The 24,943-nt window shown below is 36.1% G+C and carries 23 protein-coding genes and 1 tRNA gene; 16 read left to right on the top strand and 8 right to left on the bottom strand.

Annotation, left to right across the window (positions count from 1 at the left end):
- Positions 1–50 precede the first annotated feature (50 nt).
- The 4 genes from V5N68_RS00290 to V5N68_RS00275 all read left to right on the top strand — a co-directional run bounded on the left by V5N68_RS00290 (position 51) and on the right by V5N68_RS00275 (position 2,978).
- On the top strand, positions 51–212 hold the full coding sequence (locus V5N68_RS00290) for a hypothetical protein (protein ID WP_332065200.1): 162 nt from the start codon (positions 51–53) through the stop codon (positions 210–212).
- Positions 209–1,147 (top strand): site-specific tyrosine recombinase XerD, encoded by a 939-nt coding sequence (locus tag V5N68_RS00285; protein WP_332065199.1) that lies wholly within the window; start codon positions 209–211, stop codon positions 1,145–1,147. The genes V5N68_RS00290 and V5N68_RS00285 overlap by 4 nt, the downstream gene beginning before the upstream one ends.
- 78 nt (positions 1,148–1,225) lie before the next feature.
- A complete protein-coding gene (locus V5N68_RS00280; protein ID WP_332065198.1) occupies positions 1,226–2,182 on the top strand; it encodes an acetyl-CoA carboxylase carboxyltransferase subunit alpha in 957 nt (318 codons plus the stop codon).
- A gap of 49 nt (positions 2,183–2,231) precedes the next feature.
- Complete coding sequence (locus V5N68_RS00275; RefSeq protein ID WP_332065197.1) at positions 2,232–2,978, top strand: L,D-transpeptidase family protein; 747 nt, start codon at positions 2,232–2,234, stop codon at positions 2,976–2,978.
- A 115-nt stretch (positions 2,979–3,093) separates the two neighbouring features.
- On the opposite strand, the gene V5N68_RS00270 is transcribed toward V5N68_RS00275, so the two are convergent.
- From V5N68_RS00270 to V5N68_RS00260, 3 genes are all read right to left on the bottom strand, one after another.
- A complete protein-coding gene (locus V5N68_RS00270) occupies positions 3,094–4,155 on the bottom strand; it encodes a CobW family GTP-binding protein (RefSeq protein WP_332065196.1) in 1,062 nt (353 codons plus the stop codon).
- A gap of 49 nt (positions 4,156–4,204) precedes the next feature.
- Positions 4,205–5,272 (bottom strand): D-alanyl-D-alanine carboxypeptidase family protein, encoded by a 1,068-nt coding sequence (locus V5N68_RS00265; protein WP_332065195.1) that lies wholly within the window; start codon positions 5,270–5,272, stop codon positions 4,205–4,207.
- Positions 5,273–5,384: 112 nt separating this feature from the next.
- A complete protein-coding gene (locus V5N68_RS00260) occupies positions 5,385–6,173 on the bottom strand; it encodes a lysophospholipid acyltransferase family protein (RefSeq protein ID WP_332065194.1) in 789 nt (262 codons plus the stop codon).
- 115 nt (positions 6,174–6,288) lie between these two features.
- Here V5N68_RS00260 and thiD point away from each other — a divergent pair, with 115 nt between their 5' ends.
- Positions 6,289–7,149, top strand: coding sequence for a bifunctional hydroxymethylpyrimidine kinase/phosphomethylpyrimidine kinase (gene thiD / locus V5N68_RS00255; protein ID WP_332065193.1), 861 nt, complete (start codon positions 6,289–6,291; stop codon positions 7,147–7,149).
- Positions 7,150–7,989: 840 nt separating this feature from the next.
- Here thiD and V5N68_RS00250 read toward each other — a convergent pair.
- A tRNA-Gly gene (locus V5N68_RS00250) sits at positions 7,990–8,064 on the bottom strand.
- 386 nt (positions 8,065–8,450) lie between these two features.
- On the opposite strand from V5N68_RS00250, the gene holA reads away from it, so the two are divergent.
- The 4 genes from holA to V5N68_RS00230 all read left to right on the top strand — a co-directional run bounded on the left by holA (position 8,451) and on the right by V5N68_RS00230 (position 12,512).
- Positions 8,451–9,494, top strand: a complete 1,044-nt coding sequence (gene holA, locus V5N68_RS00245) for a DNA polymerase III subunit delta (RefSeq protein WP_332065192.1) — start codon at positions 8,451–8,453, stop codon at positions 9,492–9,494.
- A gap of 369 nt (positions 9,495–9,863) precedes the next feature.
- Complete coding sequence (locus V5N68_RS00240) at positions 9,864–10,796, top strand: prephenate/arogenate dehydrogenase family protein (protein WP_332065191.1); 933 nt, start codon at positions 9,864–9,866, stop codon at positions 10,794–10,796.
- A gap of 364 nt (positions 10,797–11,160) precedes the next feature.
- The gene (locus V5N68_RS00235) at positions 11,161–12,015 is read left to right on the top strand and encodes a YihY/virulence factor BrkB family protein (protein ID WP_332065190.1); all 855 of its coding nucleotides are present in this window, start codon (positions 11,161–11,163) and stop codon (positions 12,013–12,015) included.
- Between the two features lie 215 nt (positions 12,016–12,230).
- The gene (locus V5N68_RS00230; RefSeq protein WP_332065189.1) at positions 12,231–12,512 is read left to right on the top strand and encodes a hypothetical protein; all 282 of its coding nucleotides are present in this window, start codon (positions 12,231–12,233) and stop codon (positions 12,510–12,512) included.
- Here V5N68_RS00230 and V5N68_RS00225 read toward each other — a convergent pair.
- Complete coding sequence (locus V5N68_RS00225) at positions 12,493–13,194, bottom strand: redoxin family protein (protein ID WP_332065188.1); 702 nt, start codon at positions 13,192–13,194, stop codon at positions 12,493–12,495. The genes V5N68_RS00230 and V5N68_RS00225 overlap by 20 nt on opposite strands.
- A 440-nt stretch (positions 13,195–13,634) precedes the next feature.
- Between V5N68_RS00225 and V5N68_RS00220 the strand changes: the two genes are divergently transcribed.
- The 4 genes from V5N68_RS00220 (at position 13,635) to V5N68_RS00205 (ending at position 18,648) form a co-directional block, all read left to right on the top strand.
- Positions 13,635–13,814: a lipoprotein gene (locus V5N68_RS00220; RefSeq protein ID WP_332065187.1), complete on the top strand. Its 180-nt coding sequence runs from the start codon at positions 13,635–13,637 to the stop codon at positions 13,812–13,814.
- An 8-nt stretch (positions 13,815–13,822) separates the two neighbouring features.
- Complete coding sequence (gene lysA, locus V5N68_RS00215) at positions 13,823–15,097, top strand: diaminopimelate decarboxylase (RefSeq protein ID WP_332065186.1); 1,275 nt, start codon at positions 13,823–13,825, stop codon at positions 15,095–15,097.
- 117 nt (positions 15,098–15,214) lie between these two features.
- Positions 15,215–17,629, top strand: a complete 2,415-nt coding sequence (locus tag V5N68_RS00210; protein ID WP_332065185.1) for a TIGR02302 family protein — start codon at positions 15,215–15,217, stop codon at positions 17,627–17,629.
- A 269-nt stretch (positions 17,630–17,898) separates the two neighbouring features.
- On the top strand, positions 17,899–18,648 hold the full coding sequence (locus V5N68_RS00205; protein ID WP_332065184.1) for a class I SAM-dependent methyltransferase: 750 nt from the start codon (positions 17,899–17,901) through the stop codon (positions 18,646–18,648).
- Positions 18,649–18,696: 48 nt separating this feature from the next.
- Here V5N68_RS00205 and V5N68_RS00200 read toward each other — a convergent pair whose 3' ends face one another.
- Positions 18,697–19,377, bottom strand: coding sequence for a response regulator transcription factor (locus V5N68_RS00200; RefSeq protein WP_332065183.1), 681 nt, complete (start codon positions 19,375–19,377; stop codon positions 18,697–18,699).
- A 72-nt stretch (positions 19,378–19,449) separates the two neighbouring features.
- Here V5N68_RS00200 and V5N68_RS00195 point away from each other — a divergent pair, with 72 nt between their 5' ends.
- Positions 19,450–20,010, top strand: a complete 561-nt coding sequence (locus V5N68_RS00195; RefSeq protein WP_332065182.1) for a L,D-transpeptidase family protein — start codon at positions 19,450–19,452, stop codon at positions 20,008–20,010.
- On the opposite strand, the gene V5N68_RS00190 is transcribed toward V5N68_RS00195, so the two are convergent.
- Positions 20,002–20,433: an EVE domain-containing protein gene (locus tag V5N68_RS00190; protein WP_332065181.1), complete on the bottom strand. Its 432-nt coding sequence runs from the start codon at positions 20,431–20,433 to the stop codon at positions 20,002–20,004. The genes V5N68_RS00195 and V5N68_RS00190 overlap by 9 nt on opposite strands.
- Positions 20,434–20,656: 223 nt before the next feature.
- Positions 20,657–21,751, bottom strand: a complete 1,095-nt coding sequence (gene tsaD / locus V5N68_RS00185) for a tRNA (adenosine(37)-N6)-threonylcarbamoyltransferase complex transferase subunit TsaD (protein WP_332065180.1) — start codon at positions 21,749–21,751, stop codon at positions 20,657–20,659.
- Between the two features lie 381 nt (positions 21,752–22,132).
- On the opposite strand from tsaD, the gene V5N68_RS00180 reads away from it, so the two are divergent.
- Complete coding sequence (locus V5N68_RS00180; RefSeq protein ID WP_332065419.1) at positions 22,133–23,332, top strand: COG4223 family protein; 1,200 nt, start codon at positions 22,133–22,135, stop codon at positions 23,330–23,332.
- Positions 23,333–23,343: 11 nt separating this feature from the next.
- A complete protein-coding gene (locus V5N68_RS00175) occupies positions 23,344–24,918 on the top strand; it encodes a heme biosynthesis protein HemY (RefSeq protein ID WP_332065179.1) in 1,575 nt (524 codons plus the stop codon).
- Positions 24,919–24,943 lie beyond the last annotated feature (25 nt).

Below are 24,943 nucleotides of genomic sequence, written 5' to 3'. Positions count from 1 at the left end.
TTATAAGGCATGATAAGAGATAAAATATTTTTAGGGTAATTTATTGCTTTATGCCAACATTGATTAGATTTTTTATGATTCTTTTTATTTCTCTTGCTGTTCTTTTCGGTGTAATGGTGTCTCTTGTTGTTTTGGTTGAGCCCATAACGGTAGATATGTATATTGATGTTCCTTTGGATTCATTGAACTTTTCTTCGAAGGTAAAGCAATGAAAAGTGATGTTGTTATAGATCGTTTCCTTGAAATGATGAGTGCTGAGCGGGGAGTCTCTAGTCATACACTTGCTGCTTATGAAAATGATTTGCAGTGGGCACAAGACAATTTATCTTCACACTCTGTTTCGCTTTTTTCTGCACAAAAAGAAGATTTGATTGGTCTTTTGTCTCTCATGTACACGCTTGGTTTTGCAGCATCTTCTCAAGCACGTCGTTTATCGACATTGCGGCAGTTTTATCAATTTCTGTATACTGAGGGGTTAAGAAAAGATGATCCCTCCAGTGATATTGATTCACTTCGTCAAGGACGGCCTTTACCAAAAGTCATAAGTGAGGATGTGATGAAAAAATTGCTTGATTTAGCGCAGTTGGAAGTTGATCAAGCAGATCATGGATCTAAGGATCATTTCCTCGCATTGCGTCGTCAGGTATTCATCGAAATGTTTTATGCAACAGGGTTACGCATTAGTGAATTAGTGAGTCTTCCAGTACAAGCTGTTCGGGGAAAGGAGTATTGTATTTTAGTTTGTGGTAAGGGGCAAAAAGAGCGAATGGTTCTTTTATCAAATAAGGCGCGACAGGTTCTTTCTCAGTGGTTAATATTACGTGATCAGAGAAAAGATGCGACAAGCCTTTATCTTTTCCCTGCTCGATCAAAGACAGGGTATATTGCTCGCCAGATTGTTGCACAAGAGTTAAAAAATCTTGCTGGAAGGGCAGGAATAAAAGGTGATAATTTTTCTCCTCATATATTGCGCCATGCTTTTGCTAGCCATCTTTTACAAAATGGTGCTGATTTGCGTACAGTTCAGCATTTATTAGGTCATTCTGATATTTCTACTACTCAAATTTATACACACGTATTAGAAGCAGGGCTTTATCGTTTGGTTAATGAGCATCATCCACTTGTCGATGAGAAAAAGGCTGGTTAAGAAAGGTCGTGTTTTGAAAATACTTCATCAAGCAATCGTCGAAAAATATATAGGTCATACCAGATAAGTTGGAATACAATGTATAATTACCTTGATTTTGAAAAACCAGTTGCTGATCTTGACGGTCAGATTCTTGAATTAAAAAAAATTTCTCAGGAAGAAAATAGTCTTAATATGAGTGATGAGATTAAGCGCCTTGAAGTGCGTTCTAAAAAGGCCTTGCGCGATATTTATAAAAAATTATCACCATGGCAAAAGACGCAAGTGGCTCGTCATCCAGATCGTCCCCATTTTATGGATTATTCTACACAGTTATTAAGCGATGTTACACCTTTAGCAGGTGATCGTAAATTTGCTGAAGATGAAGCTATTCAAGCAGGTTTTGCACGCTTTAAAGGAGAAGCGATTGCATATATAGGCCAAGAAAAAGGTCATGATATGCAAACACGTTTACGCTACAATTTTGGTTCTGCACGTCCAGAAGGATATCGAAAAGCTGTGCGTATTATGGAAATGGCGGATCGTTTTGGTTTGCCGTTACTAACTTTTGTTGATACTGCGGGTGCTTATCCTGGTGTAAGTGCTGAGGAACGTGGGCAAGCAGAGGCAATAGCCCAATCAACAGCAGCAACTTTGCGTTTAAAAGTTCCCGTTGTTTCAATCATTATCGGGGAAGGAGGTTCTGGTGGAGCAATAGCAATTGCTGCAGCAAATAAAGTTTATATGTTAGAGCATTCGATTTATTCTGTCATTTCTCCAGAAGGGGCAGCTTCTATTTTATGGCGTGATCCTACTCGAGCGAAAGATGCAGCAATGAATATGCATATTACCGCTCAAGATTTGTTGCGGTTAAAAATTATTGATGGAATTATTCCGGAGCCTTTGGGAGGAGCGCATCGAGGAAAAAACGATGTTATTGATGAAGCTGGTAACGTTATTTCAGATGCTTTACAGTCTATGGTTGGAAAAAGTGGTGAAACTATTAAACAAGAACGATGGGAAAAATATCTGCAAATTGGTAGGTCTTTGGCATAATTCGTTTTTTGTAGGAGGGTGATAGAGTAAAAAGCTGGAGCTTTATTTAATGTTAAACAGATTTTTTGTAGCATGTGTGTTGTTATCTATTGGAATATTGACTGCGTGTGGGATAAAACTGCCTGACTCTGTGAAGGCTAAAGCTGAACAGCCACTACCGCAAGAAATTCAAAACAGAATGGCTTCCTATAATATTGATCAATACGCACCAATTATGATGCGTTTCTTTAAAGAAGAAAATGTTGCAGAAATTTGGAAGAAAAACCGTACAGGAACTTTTATGCTTGTGGCTCGTTATGGAATTTGTAAATGGTCAGGGGATCTTGGGCCGAAATATAAAGAAGGTGATTTTCAAACACCAGAAGGATTTTATACTATTAGCGCAAGCCAAATGAATCCTTTTTCAAAATATTATCTTTCCTTTAATATTGGTTTCCCTAACCTTTATGATCAGGTGCATGGTCGTACAGGAAGTTATTTGATGGTTCATGGTTCTTGCTTTTCCGCAGGCTGTTATTCCATGAGTGATAAAAATATGGCACAAATTTATGCTTTTGCACGAGATGCTTTTAAAGGTGGGCAAAGAGAGTTTCAGCTGCAGTCTTTTCCTTTTCGTATGACTGCTAGCAATATGGCTCGTCATCGCTCTAATCCACATTATAAATTTTGGGTCATGCTTAAAGAAGGACATGATTTTTTTGAAGAAAATCGCACGCCTCCAAAAGTTGAAGTTTATGAAAAACGTTATATCTTCAGCCGTGGTGATGACCAAATTTCAGCTTCTATAATGCCTTGATTCCGATTTATCATGAAATATAAGGAAGGTGTGCTATTATGCTCGCGCTGGAGAAGCATAAAGTATACTACAATATGTTCATTAAAAACTTTCATTTATTTTAGGATTGAAAAAATCAAAATTTCATTCCTGGAATAAGCAGGGGATTATTCAAGATGGCTGCTTTATCTGCAGTATCTATTGCTATTTTATTAAAAAAAGCATTGAAGAGTTTTTCTATTGTTTCTTTTTCAATTCCATCTGCAATGATGACAAAATGAGTTTGAACAATTCCTTTTGGCCATGCTGCAAGTCTTATTGGTGGATGAAAGAAGGCCTGGATACCATGTAATACAAGTGGGTGATGCGGATTATCACGTAGCGCAACAAGCGCTTTAATACGTAATAATTTTTCACCATAAGTATCTTGTAGGATATTTAAAAAACATTGTAAATTATCATGATCAATTGGTTCATCACAGTTTAGTGAAAAAGCCTGGATATCGCTGTGGTGATCATGGTTGTACGGGGTGATAGTAAGCCATTGTTTAAGTTCCGTATTTTCTTCTTTTTCACTCCATAAAGTTTTGTTTATTAGCATATTTGAGCAAAAGTTATCAGAATAAACATCAATGATTTGTGCTGTAGGATTAATTACTTTAAGTGCGCTAATAAGCGTATTTATAGCTGCTTTTTGATAAGAAATATCTGTTTTTGTAAGGATAATTTTATCAGCGAATATTAATTGTTTTTTTATGTCAGGGTAGTTTTCTAATAGGGAAAAATTATTTAATGTATCAAATGTTGCAATAATCGCATCAATGGATAATGATTGAAGTAAAATAGGATGACTCAAAATAGCCTGTAAAATAGGGGCTGGATTGGCTAAGCCTGTGGTTTCAATAATGATACGATTTATTTTTTTTAAATGTCCTTTATGAATACGATTAATTAAGTCTATTAATGTATCTATAAGGTCACTGCGCAAATTGCAGCATAGGCACCCATTTGCAAGCTCTATGATACCCTCTGTTGTTTTTTCAACAAGACAGTGGTCGATGCTTATTTCACCGAATTCATTGATGATAACAGCACTATCGATTAAAAGAGGATCTCGTAATATCTGGTTGAGTAAAGTTGTCTTCCCAGAGCCTAAAAATCCAGTGATAATGGTAACAGGCGTGCGCGTTTTCTTCATATCAATTGTTGGGCTGTGGTTTATTACCTTTGTTATAAAACAGGGGAATTTATTTGTTATATATATGGAATATAGGTTTTTTTCTTGGTTTTACTTTAAGCCTATATTTGGGAGGGGTGCTAATGAGTCTTACTGGTAAAGGATGGGCTGCAATGGGTGATGAACTGATTAAAGGTGATTTAATAATCATATTTCCTTTCTCATCATAAGATTCTATATATATCCTTGTGGATTCAGGGGTGCATGTTTGTTGTCGCATATCGGTCACTTGCGTCATTTTTGTACCATAAGGTTCTAATGTCGCCAACGTTAATTGTGGTGATCCTTGGTTAGAAAATCCTGCTTCGAGAAGTTGTGCAGCTTTTTTTTCTCTTTTACTGATGTTGGTAGATCCTAAAACGACAGCAATAATTGTGCGTTTATTGCGGGTTGCTGAAGCAACGAGATTGAAACCTGAAGCGCAAATAAAGCCCGTTTTCATACCATCTATTCCATTGAAACGACCAATCAGGTTATTTGAGTTAGGTTCGATATTTTTTCCATGACCAAAGTCAATTGCTGGAATAGAAAAATAATGAGCGTATTGAGGAAATTCTCGACGAATCTGAACAGCTAAAAGTGCTATATCACGTGCTGTAGAATAATTATTTGAGTTTTGTAGTCCACTTGCATTAGCAAAGTGAGTTCCCAACATACCTAAGCGCTGAGCTTCTGCATTCATTCGTCTTACAAAAGCTTCTTGTGAACCGGCGACTGCTTCACTCATAGCAATAGCTAAATCATTAGTAGATTTAACCAGAGTGATACTTAAAGCTGTATCAAGTGTAAGAATAGAGCCAGCTTTATAACCTGAACGATATGCAGGAGCTTTTGCTGCATGTTCACTGATCACGACGTGTTTGTTCGGTGAAATTTCTCCTCTACTCATAGCGCGAAAAATGACATAAGTGGTCATTAGTTTTGTTAATGAGGCAGGGTACCAGCGTTCAAAGGCTTGATTGTGTTCTAAAATGCGCCCAGTTTCAACATCAACAGAGATAAAAGGATGCGCTAGAGATAAGGTACTCGTCAAACTTAAAATGAAAGACAAGAACAGATTACAAAACAGCCGTTGCATTAGGAGAACCCAAATTCCTTCTCACAAATTATCGAGTGTAATGTAACACACAATGATTTTGAGTCCATATGGGTATAAAATATGTGGTTAATATGGTTAATGACATGTCCATTTATTTTAAATGATGACCAAGCTTTTGTAATCTTTTAATGGCAGAAGGAGGCATGGGAGGGGGAGTAGGGTCTTGAGCTGCTAGTAAAAGCAATTCATCACAGGCTTTTTCTGTTGTTTGTATGAGCTTATCTAAAAAATCACGTTTTTTTAAACCTGGTTCTATGGGAGGGAGAATGCGAACGCGAATGGTTCCTGGGTAACGGCGAAAATTATGAAGTGGCCAATATAATCCGGCATTGTGGGCGATAGGAACAACAGGTAATTTTAATTCACTGTAGAGAGCCATAACTCCTGGTTTATAATCTTCTTCTTGACCAGGAAGCCGACGTGTTCCTTCAGGAAAAATTAAAATTTGGCGCCCTTGTTTTACTTTTTGCTTGGCATTTTGTATTATGCTTTTTAGAGCTTGAATAGGGGTGGTGCGATTAATTGGAATAACTTGTGTTTTAGCCATATACCAACCAAAAAAAGGAAGCCACATTAATTCGTGTTTTAAAATGAGAACCGGATCATCAAGGTAGGGAAGAAGGCTAAATGTTTCCCATGCAGATTGGTGTTTGGGAGCAATGATGTAAGCTCCTTGTGGCAGATTTTCTATTCCTTCGATTTCATATTTGGTACCAGCGATGTATTTTTGCAAAAATAATGTAACACGCGCCCACATTTTAGGGACGATCCATGCCTTTTTACGTGGCATTAAAAAATAGAAGGGCGCATAAAGAATCATTTGCACAAAGGTCGTTATATAAAAAGTGAATGTGAAAAGAAGAGAACGAAAAACAAGCACTGTATTTTCCCATTTTATATTTGTGAAAGAGTTATTGTATAATGCAATTTACGTGTAAAACATACTTTGATTTACATTTTTTCAGATATTTTAATGATACCAAGAGATGGGGTTGATGGCATCAGAGATTAGTCAAAGCAAGTTTTTTATTCCTCGGGTCTTGTCTATTTCTGGAACTGATCCTTCTGGTGGAGCTGGAATGCAAGCAGATTTGAAGGTTTTTTCTGCAATGAAAGCCTATGGTATGAGTGTTGTTACAGCTGTAGTGGTACAGAATACACAAGGCGTGCGTTCTTTTCATGCTTTGGATGCATCTTTTGTTGCTGACCAAATTGATTCGGTTTTTGAAGATATTTGTGTTGATGCAATTAAAATTGGTATGGTAGCAAATGCTCAAATTGCTCAGGTTATTGCAGAGCGTTTAGCTTATCATAAAGCTCGTTTTATTGTTTTTGATCCGGTGATGGTGGCGAAAAGTGGCGATGTTCTCTTAAAGCCTGATGCGATTGAAGTTATTCGTGATGTTCTTGTTCCTATGTCAACTTTAATTACGCCAAATTTACCAGAAGCTGCTATATTACTGGGAAGTGAAGTGCAATGGTCATTAAATGCTATGTATCAATATGGCCCACAACTTTTAACACTTGGTTGCGGTGCAGCTTTACTGAAGGGAGGACATTTAAAAGTCCTTGCTCACATGAATGAAATTAATGACAATTGTTTTAGTCCAGATATTTATTGTGATCATAAGAGGATTGTTACGCTTGAATCTCCTCGTTTCTCGACCATCAATGATCATGGTACAGGTTGTACTATTGCAGCTGCAATCGCAGCACTTTTATCAACAAAACCTTTAATTTTTGCGGTAAGAAGAGCAAAAGATTATCTCAATAATGCTTTAGTGGCTTCAAGTGTTTTACAAGTTGGGAAAGGACGCGGTCCTGTTCACCATTTTTGTGAACTATGGAATGAATGAGAGATAAATAGATGTCTCTCGGAAAACATTGTTTTAAAAGCAAGGCTGTAGTTTGATGTGAAAAGGTTTGGTGAGATAAGAGTCAATGATAATTCATAATTTTATTAATTTAGATTTTGACAATCTAAAAACTGTAAAAATAATAATCGGGCAATAAAAAGGGATAGAGGCTTTAAAAGGAAGAGAGCGCACTTCTATTTCTTTATCTATTCAAGTGATTAATCATCATTTATCAGGTACTGTTTTTGCCAAATTTTATCCACAAATAGGCAAAGCGTGTGGAAGCTTCATTTTTATAAAAAATCTGAAAAATAATAAAATAGAATGTTACAGTTTCAAGAAGTTAATTTTTATCTTATTTTATGCCTTAATCATATTTTTTTGTCGATGATGACTATACTAAGAAAACCTCTTAGTCTTATGACACAATATGGATTGATGAAGCCCATCCTATACAGGATGCACCCCCCAATGTGAAAGGGAGAAGGAATTATGTCTTTATTGCGGGAACACACCACTCACGCGTTGCTAAGCTTTTAGGTTACAGCCCTAACAATGCCATTATTGTGTAGGCTGATAGAAGGTGTATTGTGCAGTTAAAAGATTATATAGATTTACAAATTTTAATAAGCGATAGCTAGGAAAGAGCAGCTTATAATTGTTAGGTTTTTTGAATGATCAACTAAATTGTTGGATAAACTTTAAAAAGCGAATTAATAAAATTGCGTAGTCAAGTGCGCTACCAAACAGCAACAGTATAAGGCGGATTGATGAATTTCACCGTCACGTGTCATGTTCTATTGAAAAAAGAAGAGTAGATAAAAAACTATGTCAACATTATGGAGCGGGCGATGGGATTCGAACCCACGACCCCAACCTTGGCAAGGTTGTGCTCTACCCCTGAGCTACACCCGCTCATATATTTGAAATATATCTACTTCGAACACTGACTGTATGGCGTACGCTTATTAAAATTGCAACAAAAAAATACTATTTAGTATGAATTAATTTTTTCAATATTAAAAAAATGAAAATTATCCTTTCATTTAGAAAATTTAGCGGCATTAATTTTTCAATATAATTGATTCCAAAATACTAAAGATAAGGAATTAGTTGCGATGATGGTGGTTCTTTTTGACTTTTTATGATGAGGATGCATTGTGTATTGATATTGAAGAAAAAGTAACTTTTGAGCTATATTATCAAAATTCAAAGGTTGGGTTTGCATGATATAATAGATGTGGTTACAAGATTTGTGAGGAAAATTCTTTACAGTGGTGAATTCTTAACGGATTAATGTTTTGGCTCAGAAAAAAGCGCATGAGGTTGATGGTTTTTTAACACGCTTTTCGCGTTCTTTTCCTATTGTTCTTATTTATGGACCTGATCGCGGTCTTGTTTGTGAGCGTGTACAGCGTTTTATTAAGCTTACACAGGTTGATGTGAAAGATCCTTTTTCAACTGTTCGTTTAGATGCAGCTGAAATTGATAAATATCCTGCACGATTGGAAGATGAGGCTCGTACTATATCGCTTTTTGGTGGTGATCGTTTAATATGGGTGTCTAATGGTGCTAATCAAAAAAATTTTATTGCTGCACTTAAATCTTTAATTAAAGAACCATTAGAAACGAGTTTTATCGTCATTGAGGCGGGAGATCTGAAAAAAGGAACAGGATTGCGTAATGTTATTGAAATGGCACCTACAGCGATGGCTTTGCCTTGTTTTGCCGATGATATTCGTTCTCTTGATATGTTAATTAATGAAGTTTTAGGCGCTTTTAATACTACTGTTTCTTCAGATGCACGTAAGTGGCTTCTTCATAATTTAGGAGGGGATCGTCTTGTTTCACGCGGTGAGTTGGAAAAGCTTTGTCTTTATGTTTCGGGGAAAACGCATATTTCGCTTGAAGATGTGAAGGCTATAGTTAGTGATGTTAGCGCATTCTCTTATGATGAAATAATAGATGCTGTTTTACAAGGAAATATAGCAAATTTTGAAATGTATTTCAGTCGACATGCAGCTACACAAAGCTCGCATTTTTTGATTTTGAATACTGCTCAAAGGCATTTTCATCAATTACAGCTTTTGCGTTATCAAGTAGATGTTGAAGGTAAAAGCGTTTTTACAGCTATTTCTCAAGTTCAACCAACTATTTTTTTTCAACGAAAAAAAATAGTTGAATATGCTTTGAGATATTGGAAAATGGAACAAATTTCTTACGCAATGGAACGAATTCAATGTGCTGTTTTAGAAAGTCGTAAAAATCCGCTTTTGGGAGAAGCTGTTATTCGGCAAACACTGCTGGGATTGACAATTGCAGCTCGACGTAGAATAGATTCTTAGGGCTTTTTATTGTATTGATTGTCTATGACTTTAGTTTAGAATATTGAAACTTCCATTCTCATAGAATATTTTTTGTTGAGAGGAAGAAATGGTTCTAGAATAATTGATATATATATCTTTGTATAGACGTTGAGTTCAATTTTCAATATTAGGAAAAGTTATCCCTATGACTTTAAGCACAGAATGCTGGGGGGATAAAGTCATCTGATTTTCAAAATATTTAAGTAGGATAAAAGGTCATTAAATCTTAAGGTTAAGGTTATGTTTAAGGTGGGAGGGGACAATGTTGGATATGGGCATTTAATTTTATCAAAAATATGTAAAAAGGAATGCTTTTATTGTCGTTTTTAGGTGTTATAAAGGTAAAAAATGCATCCTATTCGGTTTGAAAAAATAGCACTGATTGGAATCGGGTTGATTGGTTCTTCTTTAGCGAGAGTTATTAAGGAAAAGAATCTTGCGGATCAGGTTAGTATCGCTACTCGTAGTCAGGAGACGTTAAAAAGAGCGCGTGAATTGGAGCTCGGAGATTTTTATACAACCGATAATGCAAAGGCTGTTCGGAAAGCAGATTTGGTTATTATTTCTGTTCCTGTTGGAGCGAGTGCACAGGTAGCGAGAGATATTTGTGATCACTTAAAGCCAGGGGCGATTGTGAGCGATGTTGGTTCAACAAAAGCATTGGTTATTGCAGAAATGGCACCCTTATTGCCAAAGTCGATTCATTTTATTCCTGGTCATCCAATTGCTGGAACTGAGTATTCCGGTCCAGATGCTGGGTTTCCTGATTTATTTATGAAGCGTTGGTGTATTTTAACTCCTTTTGCCGATAGCGATGTTAACGCCATAGAAAAATTAACTTCTTTTTGGGAAGCATGTGGTGCACGTGTTAAAAAAATGGATCCTAAGCGTCATGATCTCGTTTTAGCTATTGTATCGCATTTACCGCATTTGATAGCATATAATATCGTAGGCACAGCTAGTAATTTAGAGAAGGTAACGAATTCAGAAGTAATTGCTTATTCAGCTTCAGGTTTTCGTGATTTTACTCGTTTGGCATCTTCAGATCCTGTTATGTGGAGGGATATTTGTTTGCACAATAAGGATGCTATCTTGGAAATGCTGGGTCGCTTTAATGAAGATCTTTCCTGTTTAGAGCAAGCAATACATAGCGGTGATGGGGATTTCTTATTTGATTTTTTTACACGTACGAGGGCGGTGAGGCGCAGTATTATTGCTGCAGGACAAGAAATTAATACACATGACTTTGGACGTCAGGCAGTTCTTAAGGAAAATGTATAAAATAGTAGGATGTTCATTAATTTGAAAGTTAGGTTTATTTGTGAATAAATTGGTTAATTTTTTTATTAAACTTGTTTAATATAGAAGAGAGAAATTGTATAAAAATAAAAAGTCAGTGCATTGATGATTACAATGATGTAGATGATTATTTTATATAAATAGTTATGTTATCATTTTAGTTTCTTCTATACTTTATGTTATTGATAATATTTTATAATTCATCTTTTGTGACTTGATTATATTTATCCTTGCTTTTACAATGCTTTCCTTTTTGTGTAAAAAAGATTTTATTGATAATGAATGATCTTTTTCCTTTTTTAAATATGGTATTTTGAAAAACAATATTGTTAGAGGGTATTAAACTTTGATAAGAAATATATTTGGATATAGTTATCGTATTCTTGTCAATGCTGTGAGCCATTATTTGCGTGATAATGGAAGTGCTTTTGCAAGTCATGTAGCTCTTTCAGTTCTTTTGTCATTTTTCCCTTTTTTTATTTTTGGAACTTCTTTTGCTAGTTTTCTGGGAGCTGTTACTTTTACACCACAAAAAGTTGAAGCGCTTGTACGATTATTACCAGATGCAATTGCAGAGCCTTTATCTAAAGAAGTTGTTAATGTTTTAACTACTCATCGAGGAGATTTATTAACAGTTTCTGCTATTGGAGCAGCATATTTTACTTCTAATGGGGTAGAGGCTTTACGGACTGCTTTGAATAAAGCTTATCGCGTTATTGATCGCCGTAGTTTGTTTTTTTGCCGTTTACAGAGTTTATTTTTTGTAATTATTGGAGCAATTGGTCTTGTAATGCTGAGTATGTCGTTAATTGTGGTACCTTTGCTCATTAAAATTATGCGAAATCATTCTTTTTTCATTAATGAGTATATTGGTATAATTAGTTTATGGCGCTATCCAATAGTTTTTGTTGTTCTTTTTATAAGTCTTTTTATTATTCATAAATGGTTGCCTGCTGGACGACGAAAATTTGTAGATATTTTGCCTGGAATTTTAGTAACAATGTTTCTTTGGTTTGTGGCTTCCATTGCTTTTACTCAATATGTCACAATGTTTGGTTATATTTCTACTTATGCAGGGTTAGCATCTATCATGGCGGCCATTATTCTTCTTTATATGTTAAGCGCAATTTTTATTTTTGGAGGAGAGATAAACGCAGCGATTATATTTTTTCGTAATAATTTACAACAGTCAGATGAATGAAAGAGTTTTTGTCTGAGTGAAAACTATAATTCCAATATACATTGAAAATTTCATGTTATTTTGTAAATGATGCCAATACTTATATTTGATTTTTAAAACTTATCCTTTTGTTTGTCAGTTTAGAGCATTTATGGCGGTAAATTGTTTTGGTTCTTTTAAATTGAGTGCTTTGCAGTGAGGAAGGTTGTGCAAGAGCGTAATTTTGTGGTTTGTTTTTGGCTGTAGGGCATTTATACAATAAAAAAGACCAACATCACTTGACTAAAAGTGATATGTCTCAAGCTTTTGTATTTAATTTATTGCTAGGAAGAGAAGCGTTTATTTTTTGTAGGGCTATAAGTTTAACTCATAAAACTTTTAAAAATTTTTTGAAAATAGAGAGTAATGTAGATATCTCCTTTTCATGGAAAAATCATCCTGTGTTTTATTTATTCAGCATTGCTATACAATGGTTCAAAAAACATGGCGATCAGGGATTTATTGTGTTTCTTGAATAACAGCCTTAATAAATGCTTTAGCATCGTCATTTCCCCATGGGGCTATACCATTGAATGAAGCGATGAGGTGACTATTTTTATCGACGATAAATGTGATGGGTAACCCTGAAGCTAAGAGCTGTCTTCTAACATTTTTAAAAATATTCATTGTTGTATCATAATAGTAAACTAAATTATCTGCCTGAGTATCATGTAAAAATTTTTGAGTCTTTTCAGAATATCCATGTTTATCAACATTGATAGCTATGACATCAAAGCTTTTCCCACCCATTTCACGTTTTAATTTTGCTAATTCTGGCATTTCTGTACGACATGGTAGACACCAATTGGCCCATAGATTGACGAGAATCGGTTTTCCATTAAATTCAGCAAGTGTATGATCTTCTCCTTTAACATCCTTAAAAGAAAGTTGGCCCATATCATGAGAAGTATTGGCAAATCGCATATGTGTAAAAAAGCCCCTAGCTGCTTTTTTTATTTTTTGTATTTTTTCTTCTTGTGTTTTGTTAGTATTTTTTTCTTTTGCTATTGCTGGTGAAATAAAGCTTGGAATAAAATATGATATTCTATTTGTTTGTTGATTTATGGCTGTGTAAAAGCTCAAGGCAATAATGAACAATGTGATAAAAGACTGCATTTTTCTCTCCTTTTTCTTTGAGAAAGTAAAAATTTGAGAAATCATAATTCTGTCCTTTTATTTAATGGTTATTTCACAAGTGTAATAGACAACAAATTCAATACAAGATTGATCGATTGTAGCAGGGATTATCATCATAGAGACAATAAATACTTCAGCTAATTTTTGCAACAGTTGATTTACAACGTTTTCTATATCTAGTTTCTCATGTAATAAGTTTAACTCAAGTGAAAGTCATTTTACAATGGAGTGAAAATTTATTTTACAGCATGAGAATGGGCATATATTTGTTTTTTTGAAAACTTCAAACGTTTATATGAAATTGGGATATGATTAAATAAATTGATTAATTTTCTGGTAGAGTTAGTGTATTCAGAATTTTTATGTCCAATTGTTAATTGGAAGAGATGTCTTGTTATCACTTGAGTGATCTTATTTTTAATGCACAAAATAAAGAAAGAAATTGATATGGATAAAGAGGACACATGGAAATTATTTTAAAGAGCTTAATGATTGTCCTTTTTTGTGGTATCATTTGTGTGGGGTGTGGGCGTAAAGGTACATTAGAACTTCCTTCTTCAGTTGTTGTACAAAAGACACCAGAGACGTTTCCTTCTAAAAGTCAAGGAGATAAATTTTTTATTCTTGATCGACTGATACAATAGGATTTTTAATGCGCTTCTTTTCTTATCGTCAAGGTGAGCTTTACGCTGAAGATCTTTCTCTTTCTGTATTGGCGCAGGAAGTGGGAACACCTTTTTATTGTTATTCGGCTAGTACAGTGGTTGCACATTTTAAAGCTTATCAAAATGCATTTCAAGATATGCCCAATTTAATTGCTTATGCAGTTAAGGCTAATTCCAATCAGGCAATTTTACGACTTTTAGCAATAAACGGATCTGGAGCGGATGTTGTTTCAGAAGGGGAATTACGGCGTGCATTTTCTGCTGGAATTCCTGCTGATCGTATTGTTTATTCTGGTGTTGGTAAAACAGTGAAAGAGATAGACTTTGCCCTTGCAAACAATATTCGTTGCTTTAATGTCGAATCAGAGCCAGAGCTTGAGCAACTTTCAGCACGTGCTGTTGCGTTGTCGAAGACGGCACGGGTTGCTTTGCGCATTAATCCCAATGTAGATGCAAAAACCCATAAAAAAATTACAACTGGAAAATCTGAAAATAAATTTGGTATTCCGTTGCTGTTTGCATTGGATGCATACAAAAAAGCAGCGCAATTGCCAGGTTTGGATGTATGTGGCGTGGATATTCATATTGGTAGCCAAATTTGTGATTTAAAGCCATTTGAAGATGCATTTACTATCGTTGCAGATTTTGTACGGCAATTGTGGAGCAATGGATATAAAATCACTCATGTTGATATTGGAGGAGGGCTTGGTATTGCATACGGCAATGAAAAAGAATTAGTGCCATCTCTTGCTGAGTATGCGGCTCTTGTAAAAAAGTATATTGTTCCTTTGGGGATTAATATTATCATGGAGCCTGGGCGCAGTATTGTTGGGGATGCTGGGGTGTTGGTAACGTCTGTTACATATTTAAAAAAGGGGGAAGGGCGAAATTTTGTTATTGTTGATGCGGCAATGAATGATCTTGTGCGTCCAACGCTTTATGATGCGTGGCAAAATGTAGTTCCTGTGAAACAAGTACCAACAAATGCAAGATTTATGAGGGCGGATATTGTTGGTTCAGTTTGTGAGACGGGTGATTATTTAGGATTAGATCGTTATATGCCAGTTTTGGAGAAAGGTGATTTGCTCGCTGTCACTGAAGTTGGTGCTTATGGTGCTGTGATGGCAAGTAGCTATAATAGTAGGCTTTTGGTGCCAGAAGTTCTTGTTCAGGATACGCGTTATGCGATTATTCGTCCGCGTCCTGATTATGAACAATTGATAGGCTGCGATCATATTCCAGGTTGGATTGAGAATTGTTAAAGATGAGACCGTCTTACTTTTATTACACTTTAATGGAATAATTTATTTTTTAAAATTTTTTTCGTATGGTTTTTATGATTATAAATTACCACTATAAAAAAGGACAGATGTTTGTCTATGAAAAATGAGAACATCAAAAGTTTTATGATCATCAAGCTTTTGTGTGTACGAATGGTGGTGTGGTGTATCCTTTTTTATGAGCGGATATGGCCACGATTATTACCGCTTTTTATGATTTTAAGTTTGCTTTGTTCACTTAGCTGGTTTGGTATTTTTGGCATTTTAGGTTATTGGCCACATTTATTGTTACTTTGCCTTGTGCTTCTTTTTGCTATGGGAAGCTTGCTTTTTCTTTTTGGTTTTCGGGTTCCAACAATTCGGGATGTAAATCGTCGGATTGAACAAGTAAATGATCTAAAAAATCAGCCTTTAAGTGTTCAAAAAGATCATTTATGCATAGAAAATGAGGGAAGCTTTAGTGCAATTGTTTGGCGTGAACATCAATACCGCATGGCAAAACAATTGCATCATTTGAAAATTGGATTTGCTTACCCTAATAGCGCATCTTGTGACCCTTTCGCTCTTAGGACTGTATGTGCTTTACTTTTTGTTTGTGCTTTTAGTTTTTCTTTTGGTTCTTGGGGAGGGCGTTTAGCAGATGCGTTCGATTTACGTCCTGTGATTAGTGAACAGTCAATGCGGATTGATGCGTGGGTAACACCACCTGTTTATACAGGTGATGCGCCTATTTATTTAACAAAAAGTGATGGAATACAGTTTTCTATTCCTGAAGGCAGTGATGTGGTTGTACGTGTTGCTAACGCTGCTGGTGTTACAGTAAAAGCAACCTCTACAGAGAATAAACAAAAAATTTTATTCACTAAAAAAAGTGAAAAAACAGCTTTTAATGATCAAATTATTAATTTTCAGACACATGTAAAACAGTCAATTCATTTGTTTGTATCATCACGTTATAAGAAACAGCAATGGTATTTACACGTGATTAAGGATAAATTACCAACAATTCGTTGGCTAGAAAAACCAGGACGGGTTTTAGCTGGTTCGTTGGAACTACAGTATGAAATGAATGATGATTATGGAGTCACAAAGGCTTTTGCTGAAATAGAGCCTTTCCTTGACCAGAAAGATAGCGCTTCTTCCCTTTATAAGGCGCCTGAAGTAAAGCTTCTTTTAGCGCGGGGTGGAAAGGGTAAAATGCGCATGATACAAGATGTATCAAGTCATCCATGGGCCGGATCGGAAGTAAAAATCACTTTGGTTGCAGAAGATGGTGCTGGTCAGAAAGGTCGTAGCAAAACTTTTGCTATGATATTGCCCCAGCGTATTTTTTCTAATCCTATTGCTCGTGGAGTGAGTGAATTGCGTCGTTTATTAGCTCTGAATGCTTCTGAAAAAAATCGTGTACTTGATATGCTTTCTGCTTTGCTTGTGCGTCCGGAAGATGGACTTCAAAATACAACATATGTTCTTGCTTTACAGAGTGCGTGGACAAGGCTTTCTATGGCAAAAACACAGGATCAATTGCGCGATGTGGTTGATTATTTATGGCAGATAGCCTTAGGTATTGAGGGCAATCAACATGAATCCGTTCAACAAAATTTAAAACAAGCTCAAGCGGCTTTGCGTGATGCGCTTCGCTATGGTGCTCCGATTACAGAAATTGAACGTCTTATAAAAAATTTACGTCAAGCTATGGACGATTATATTTATGCTTTAGCTGAAAAGGCCTCTGATAACAATAGTGCTAAAAAGCCCAATATTTCCGAAGATACATTACAAAACAAGTTAAATTTAATTGAAGAAATGGCTAAGATGGGCTCTTCTCTTGCAGCTGAACAATTATTGGCTGAAGTTGAACAGACTTTAGATCATTTGCAGGTTCAAAAAAGTGGTCAAAGTGAGGAAAAGGCTGATAGCCAAACTTCGCAGATGAAAGAAAAGATTGATAAACTTGGTGATTTGATGCGTCGTCAACAGGAAATACTTAATGAGACACATCAGCTAAAAATGGAACAACAACGTGGAGAGAATGTGCCGGAAACACAAAGAGAATCTTTGAAAAAACGTCAGGCTGATTTACAGCTTGAATTATCCACATTAGAAAAAGATCTATCTGCACAGGGACTTGGTCAGAGTGATGCATTGCAAAAAGCTGAAGAGAAAATGAATTCTGCTGAGATTGCTCTTGATAATGGAAATCATGAAATATCTATACAAAATCAGTCAGATGTTATGGAATCCCTACGGGAAGGGGCTCAAAATATTTTGAAAAAAATGCAGGAAGTGCTAGAAAAAACAGAACACCGTCAAAATTCTGTTCGTGGTCCGAAAGATCCATTAGGGCGTCCGCTTTCTTCAGATAATCAAGGTAAAGGCGATGGTACCGCACCGCAGGAAAGTGATCAAATGCGTGCTCGGCAAATCTTGGAAGAAATTCGCAAACGTCTTGGAAAGGAATATATTCCGGAAGCAGAAAAAAACTATCTTGAAAGATTGATGCATTTTAATTGATCATGTGGTTTCTTCTTTGAATAGAAATCAAAAAAGTACGCTGAAGATATTTTGTGGACGCAAAATCCAAATACTGAGCTGTGTTACAGCGTTTTTATTATGTAAAGCCATTATATAAAAACATTTCGTACAACTTTGAGGCAATGATTTGACGGGGGTAAAATATGAAATGTTAGATTTTTCTATTGCAGGGAAAAGATAGAAGTTCATATAAGTACGATATATGATATTTGCCGTTATTGAAAGTTCTTTCTACGTGGTATATTGAGTTGGATATAGTCACACTAAGAAATTTTTATGATTCTGCACTTGGTATGCGCGTACAAGAGACGCTGTGTAGCCAATTAAATGCGTGTTGGCCAGATCTTACTGGTAAACGAGTTATGGGTTTTGGTTATGCAGTTCCTTATCTTTCTGCGTTGTGTACACGTGCACAGCAGTGTTTTGCTTTTATGCCTGCTGCTCAAGGTGCTTCTCCTTGGCCTTGTGCAAGTAATGTTGCGACAGCACTTGTTTTTGAGGAGGATTTACCGCTTCCTGATGCTTCGATTGATTGTATTTTACTGGTACATGCTCTTGAATATACAGAAAATTCATCTGAAACGTTGAATGAAATATGGAGGGTTTTAGTTCCCAGTGGTCATTTAATTGTTGTTGTTCCTAATCGTTCTGGGTTTTGGGCACGTAACGGTTGCACGCCCTTTGGGTATGGTGAGCCTTATAGCCGACAACAAATTGCTCGTTTATTTGCAAAAACAAATTTTGTTTCTGGACCAGTACAGGAAATTATACATTATACGCCTTCCTCAAGTTATATTTCGCGGTTATTTTCAATTTTTTATGAGCCATTGGCGCGTTATCTTTTACCTTATTTTGGTGGACTCTTAATATGTCAGGCACAAAAACGGGTTTATCAAGGTTTGCCTGTGCAGCGCCGTCAATCGCGTCGGGTTTTTATTCCTGCATTATCGCCACAAGCATGTAAAAACTCCTCCCATCTTATGTTTTCTAACACATAAAATAACAGTATTAAAGTCAATTCTAAAAACAATAATTATCAATGATATTTAAAGATTAAGGCGGTATCCATTTTGATCAGTAATAAGAATTTGTGCATTAGAGGGATCCTTTTCGATTTTTTGTCGCAAACGATAAATGTGAGTCTCTAATGTGTGAGTAACAACATTGCCATTATAGCCCCAAATTTGTTCTAATAGTGTTTCACGGTTTACAATTTTGTCGCTTTTACAGAGGTATTTAAGAATTGCTGTCTCTTTTTCTGTAAGGCGAATTTTGTTGTTATGTTTATCAATAAGGAGCTTTTGTTCAGGTCTAAAACTATAAGGGCCAATGTTAAAAACTGCATCTTCTTTTTGCTTATACTGGTGCAATTGGGAGCGGATTCGCTTTAAAAGTGTAGAAAAGCGAAAAGGCTTTTTCACATAATCATTGACTCCTGTTTCAATATTTAAATTGGTATCACAATTTGTGTCATCCTTCGTGATCATGATAATAGGAGCGCGAAATCCTTGAGTGCGTAATTTTTTAACAGCTTCGTAGCCATCAATATCTGGGAGTTCAGTATCCAAAATTGCTAAATCAATATTTTCTTTTTGAGCGATTGCAATCCCCGATTCGGCTGTTTGGGCTTGAAAAATTTTAAACTCCTTATGAATTTGTAATTGTTCGATAAAAATAGGAAGAAGATCGTTATTTTGTTCAACGATTAAGAGAGTATAGCAATTCATTTTTTTCCTTATAAGGTGTGGTATGTTGATGCTATAATTGGTGAAAAGTGGTTTCATGAAAAATGATATGTTATGCACGGAAAATTAAAAAAGAAATCCTATAAAAAACAAAGTTTTGTTTTTTCTATGGCTGTTCGTCGGCAAGCAGGCAAACGTATGCGCGGTATTTTACGCGTTGGCCAAAATCATTTTTTTTGTGCCTTAGGGTGGGGAGGAATTTCTGCTTTAAAGCGTGAGGGCGATGGTACAACCCCTTTGGGATGTATGCGCTGTTTAAAAGGGTTTTTTAGTAATTCTCGCTTCTTTTTACGTTCTAATTTATCTTTTCGACGCATTCGAAAACAGGATGGTTGGTGTAATGCGAGCGGAAATGCTAATTATAATCGCTTGGTGCATCTTCCGTATTGTAGCAAGGCTGAAAGAATGCATCGTGAAGATGATCTTTATAAAATTGTTATCGTTTTGGATTGGAATTATACAGAGCGAAAAATGAAAAGGGGAAGCGCTATTTTTATGCATTTAGCACGAAAAGATTATATGCCGACAGAAGGATGTATTGCGCTTTCTCGCCGTGATATGGAGCGTCTCTTGCCGCATATTAGCATGCGTACAAAAATTATTGTTTTAGGTTGATATTTCCATCTTAAGATTTCCCATCAAGCAGATTTCTTTCCATTCATCTTTTGTTACAGGCTGTACAGATAAACGACTGAAATTGACCAGTGTCATATTTTTTAGTTTTGGATTAGCCTTGATTTGTTTTAATGAAACAGGGGTTGGCATATCACAGATAGCTCGGATATCAACACATTCCCAGCGGGGATCAAGAGTTGTAGAATCGGGGTGTGCTTCAGAACATATTTCTACAATACCTACGATTTCTAATCCTTTATTTGAGTGGTAGAAAAATCCTTTATCGCCATATTTCATATTGCGCATATTGTTACGAGCTTGATAATTGCGCACTCCATCCCATTGTTCGCCATCAGTTCCTTTTTTTTTCTGCATATCCCATGACCATTTATCGGGTTCAGATTTAAAAAGCCAATAAGCCATGAGCTCTCCTTTTCGTATGAATTATGCTGTTGTCATCAGTTATGGTGTATGTTTATAGGCGTTTTTACGGAGCCTCATCAGCATGATTTTAGATTTGTATTATAAAATAATTTTAAAATGCTTATATCGATTGTTTATTTTTTAAAAGATAAGACAGGTTCAGAAGAAGTTAGTTATGTTTATGATGTGCTATCATATGTCGTATAAATGCTGGAAGTTTATTTTATACTTTTGTTCCGCGGCGTCCCGTTCCAATTAGAGGAGTAGCGTTTTCATCCAGTGGCCAGCGTGAGCGGGGAGCAATATCAAGAGAGCTTGTTTCTCCCCGTGCGAATCGTTCTGCACCAGCAAAAGCTATCATTGCCGCATTGTCAGTACATAAAGAAGGAGGAGGAGCTATAAATTCAAAACCATGCTGATGAGCAAGTTTTTGCAAGGTTAATCTAATGGCTTGGTTGGCAGCTACTCCGCCTGCAACAACTAAAGCAGGAGGACGGTGCCCTTTATAATGAGAGAGGGGATACTGATGGGTAAAGTATTGCAAAGCTAAATAAACGCGATCTTGAACTGTGTCAGTTACTGCTGCTTGAAAACTTGCTGCGATGTCAGCAATATCTCTTTCTGTAAGGGGAGCCATAGCTGTTGCAGCTTGTCGAACAGCAGTTTTTAATCCAGAAAAAGAAAAGTCTAATCGCTTCTCACCTTTTAAAGGTCGTGGAAGAGGAATACGATTTTCATCACCTAATAAAGCTATTTTCTCGAGTTCTGGACCTCCAGGATAAGGAAGCCCTAAAAGTTTTGCAGTTTTATCAAAAGCTTCTCCCAATGCATCATCAATGGTGGTTCCTAAGCGTTGGTAATGGCCCACTGCATGAACAAGGATTATTTGTGTGTGGCCACCTGAAACCAACAGTAATAAATAGGGAAAATTGACATTATGGGTTAAGACCGCTGTTAAAGCATGTCCTTCTAGATGGTTGACAGCAATAAAAGGTTTTCCTGTGGCAAGAGACAATGCCTTTGCACTCATAACTCCGACTAAAAGTCCTCCTATCAAGCCAGGACCACTTGTGGCTGCAATGGCATCAATATCTTCCAATTTTGTATTTGCTTTTGTCAGAGCCTGTAAGATTAAAGTGTCAAGAATTTCAACATGGGCACGAGCGGCAATTTCAGGAACAACACCCCCATAAGGTGCATGATCATCAATTTGACTCCAAACAATATTAGAAAGAATTCGATGATTTCCCTTACTGCAGTGTTCAATGACAGCAGCAGCAGTTTCGTCGCAACTTGTTTCTATTCCCAACAGACGCATTTTAGATAAAACCTTATATTAAAATTTTTCATGTGTGGGTAGCATGGATCAGTAAAGATGCAAAGAATTTCTCTTAGAAATTAACTTTCATAGGGAAGATATTCATTTTATTTTCTCAATAATTGCTTTATTGATTAATAATGAAGGCGCGTTTTTTAGTCTGATGAATATAAATCGATCATATAATTTATAAAAGCTTGTTTATAAAAGTGTATGATTGTAGGTATAGCCAATAAAGATGTAGTGTTAAAAATTTGGTGAGTATAATTTTAAAAAAAGCGTGTAGGGCAAGGGAGGTTGTTCGAAAAATGCTTACTTTTTAAAGCTTTTTTCATTTTATTATTTTATCGTTAAAAAGAAGTGCGAGAAAAAATGACTAAGATGGAAGATTCTTCAAAACCAAAAGCTAAATCACATCATTATACTGATGTTCGCCGCAAAAAGCCTTTGATTGAACAGAAGGCTTTAAGTCATGATTTGGAGAAAGAAACGCAAAGTTCTGTAGAAATGATTGCAGATCAAGAACAGGGAAAACAACAAGGTACGCAGAGTCAATATCCATCTGGTATGATTTGGTTGTTTTTGCCGATTTCGGGGATTTTAGGTGGTCTTATTGCTTTGGGGCTTTGGATAGGAATACAATGGGCCGGTTTTTTACCATTTTCTTTTATGGGAAATAGTATTGGAGAGGAGAAGGCTTTACAACTTGCTGAAGAAGCAAAAATTCAAGTAGAAGAAAAAATAGAACAATTAAATCGTGCTCTTCAAGATATTGATTCTTTGAAGGAACAGTTTTCTTCTCTTTCATCACAAAATATTAAAGCTACTCAAGGTGATGAAGCATCGCAAGAAGAAAACAAAAAAGCCTTTTCAGACTTAGAGAAAAAAGTGAGTGGTATTGAAGAGTCTGTGCAAACTTTAACGGAAGTATTATCAAAAGATATAAAAACGGTTTTATCGATTGCACAAAAAAATACAGACGGTTTTACTTCTTTAAAGCAGCAGTTAGAGACCGTGAAGGAAGAAATTGCAATTGGTAAAAATGATAAGAAAGAAGAAACAAATACTGCGTTGCTTATAGCAATAAATTCATTGCAAAGTGCTATAGAACGTGGAGGATCTTATGCTAAGGAATTGAAAATATTACAACAATTTTCTCCTTCAGTGGATGGGATTGATTTATTACAAGAAACAGCAGCTATAGGTCTTCCAAACCAAGCTCAACTTTCAGCTGATTTTGCTAATGTTGCAGATGCAATTGTTGGTACGCAAAATATTGTTGCGTCGGATGCTCACTTTTTTGAACGGGTTTTTGCTTGGATGAAAGGTTTGATTATCTCTCGGCCAGTTGGAAATGTAAAAGGCATGACATTAGGAGCGATTGCAGCACGAATGGAAGTTGCTATTCAAAAAGGTGATTACGAAAAAGCTTTAGCCGAATGGCAAACATTGCCTGAAAGCGCAAAAGATGTTTCTATAGATTTTATTCATCAACTTGAGAGGTCTATTGCTGTTCATAATTTTCTTCAAAAGTTGTTGATATTTGCACAACAAAGATCTTTTGAAGCAACAAAGATGTAAATAGGATCAAGATGATACGTATTTTTATTTATAGTTTTGTTGTATGTGTGATTGGGTTAGCTTTTGGATGGGTTGCTAATCACAATAGTGTTTTTGTTATAACATTTTTACATTTTCGTTTTTCTGTTTCATTATTGACAGTTTTAAGCGCAGTTATTTTGTTTTTTGGAGTGTTGGCACTACTATTTTGGGTTTTACGTGTTATTTTTTTTGCTCCTATCACTTTATTCAATTATTTTCACAAATGTCGTCAAAAGCGCGGTGAGGAAGCACTTATAGAGGGGATTCTTGCGGTTTTTTCTGGTGATAGTGTTTTGGCGCAAAAAATGGAGGGGCGCGCTGTAAGATATCTTGCAAACAATCATGCATTAGTAAAGCTTTTACAAGCACAAACTGCATCTTTGCAAAATAATTCTGTTCGCGCTGTTCATTTTTATGAGGAGATGAGAAAAGAAACTCCAACAAAATTAGCTGGGCTCTATGGTTTATTTCGTGAAGCAATGAACAACAAAGCTTATGAAGCAGCACAGCAATATGCACAGGAGGCGTTGACTGTATCACCGACACTTGCATGGGCTAGCCAAGCTGTTTTTGATCGGTTGTGTCTTGAAGGAAAGTGGGATAGAGCACTTGATATTTTTGAGCGAGAGCAAAAATTTTTACCGCGTTCTGTTCGTTCAACGATAAAGCGTTCTCATATACAAGCTCTGTTGTTAAGTGGCCAGGCTCTTCATCTGTTTAAGTCGCATCCGATGGAAGCTCGTACAGCTATTCTAAAAGCACATAAATTGGTGCCTGATTTTGTGCCTATAACAGTCGTCGCTGCTGATATTCTTTATAAGTTAAATGAAACACGTAAAGCTGATAAAATGATCGTGTCCGCCTGGCAGAAAAGTCCTCATCCTGATTTAGGAGCGCTTTATCTGGAAAATGAAGAGGGAGCTGTGGGGCGGTTAAAAAAGGCAAAAACACTTTCTTCTTATAATAAAGACACATTTGAATCAGCTTTCTTAATTGCTAAGGCTGCTTTGGATGCTGGTGAGATAACATTAGCGAGAGAATATGCTCAAAAAGCTCTTCAGTATCATCCACGGGAAAGTGTTTATTTATTATTGGCAGATATTGAAGAAGCGCAGGAAAATAACCAAGGAGCAGTACGTCAGTGGCTTTCTTTAGCATTACGTGCTGAACGTGATCCAGTCTGGATGTGTGATGGTGCTATTTTTTCTTCTTGGTCAGCAGTGTCTCCCATAAGTGGACGTTTGGGCTGTTTCGAATGGAAGGTACCTCCCTGCAGGCCTCTTTTAACATTAGAGTCTGATAGTAGCATTGTACTAGAAAAAGAAGATAAAGAGGATGCTGAAAGCAAAAGGAGCGTTATTAATGATAAATTGCTTGACGAAATGTCATCTACAAAGGATGATCTCTTGCATAAGACATCGATAAAAAAGAAAGAGACATCGGAGATACTGATAAAAAAGCAAGATGAAAAGATATTCAGCCAAACTCATTTAAACGTTGATGATCCAGGAATCCAAACAGAAGAGGATGCAGCTTTTTCAAAAGAAAAATTCCGATTATTTTAAAAAGGGGAAACAGTGTGAATACTAT

The sequence above is a fragment of the Bartonella eidoli genome (assembly GCF_036576145.1).
GTDB lineage: Bacteria > Pseudomonadota > Alphaproteobacteria > Rhizobiales > Rhizobiaceae > Bartonella.
Note: the sequence above shows the minus strand (reverse complement) of the source record. Positions and strands in the feature narration are given on the sequence as shown.

Bases quoted from the DNA above. Each gene is read 5' to 3' on its own strand.
- V5N68_RS00290 (WP_332065200.1), top strand. From the start codon at position 51: ATGCCAACATTGATTAGATTTTTTATGATTCTTTTTATTTCTCTTGCT.
- V5N68_RS00285 (WP_332065199.1), top strand. From the start codon at position 209: ATGAAAAGTGATGTTGTTATAGATCGTTTCCTTGAAATGATGAGTGCT.
- V5N68_RS00280 (WP_332065198.1), top strand. From the start codon at position 1,226: ATGTATAATTACCTTGATTTTGAAAAACCAGTTGCTGATCTTGACGGT.
- V5N68_RS00275 (WP_332065197.1), top strand. From the start codon at position 2,232: ATGTTAAACAGATTTTTTGTAGCATGTGTGTTGTTATCTATTGGAATA.
- V5N68_RS00270 (WP_332065196.1), bottom strand. From the start codon at position 4,155: ATGAAGAAAACGCGCACGCCTGTTACCATTATCACTGGATTTTTAGGC.
- V5N68_RS00265 (WP_332065195.1), bottom strand. From the start codon at position 5,272: ATGCAACGGCTGTTTTGTAATCTGTTCTTGTCTTTCATTTTAAGTTTG.
- thiD (WP_332065193.1), top strand. From the start codon at position 6,289: ATGGCATCAGAGATTAGTCAAAGCAAGTTTTTTATTCCTCGGGTCTTG.
- V5N68_RS00240 (WP_332065191.1), top strand. From the start codon at position 9,864: ATGCATCCTATTCGGTTTGAAAAAATAGCACTGATTGGAATCGGGTTG.
- V5N68_RS00225 (WP_332065188.1), bottom strand. From the start codon at position 13,194: ATGATTTCTCAAATTTTTACTTTCTCAAAGAAAAAGGAGAGAAAAATG.
- V5N68_RS00220 (WP_332065187.1), top strand. From the start codon at position 13,635: ATGGAAATTATTTTAAAGAGCTTAATGATTGTCCTTTTTTGTGGTATC.
- lysA (WP_332065186.1), top strand. From the start codon at position 13,823: ATGCGCTTCTTTTCTTATCGTCAAGGTGAGCTTTACGCTGAAGATCTT.
- V5N68_RS00210 (WP_332065185.1), top strand. From the start codon at position 15,215: ATGAAAAATGAGAACATCAAAAGTTTTATGATCATCAAGCTTTTGTGT.
- V5N68_RS00200 (WP_332065183.1), bottom strand. From the start codon at position 19,377: ATGAATTGCTATACTCTCTTAATCGTTGAACAAAATAACGATCTTCTT.
- V5N68_RS00195 (WP_332065182.1), top strand. From the start codon at position 19,450: ATGCACGGAAAATTAAAAAAGAAATCCTATAAAAAACAAAGTTTTGTT.
- V5N68_RS00190 (WP_332065181.1), bottom strand. From the start codon at position 20,433: ATGGCTTATTGGCTTTTTAAATCTGAACCCGATAAATGGTCATGGGAT.
- tsaD (WP_332065180.1), bottom strand. From the start codon at position 21,751: ATGCGTCTGTTGGGAATAGAAACAAGTTGCGACGAAACTGCTGCTGCT.
- V5N68_RS00180 (WP_332065419.1), top strand. From the start codon at position 22,133: ATGGAAGATTCTTCAAAACCAAAAGCTAAATCACATCATTATACTGAT.
- V5N68_RS00175 (WP_332065179.1), top strand. From the start codon at position 23,344: ATGATACGTATTTTTATTTATAGTTTTGTTGTATGTGTGATTGGGTTA.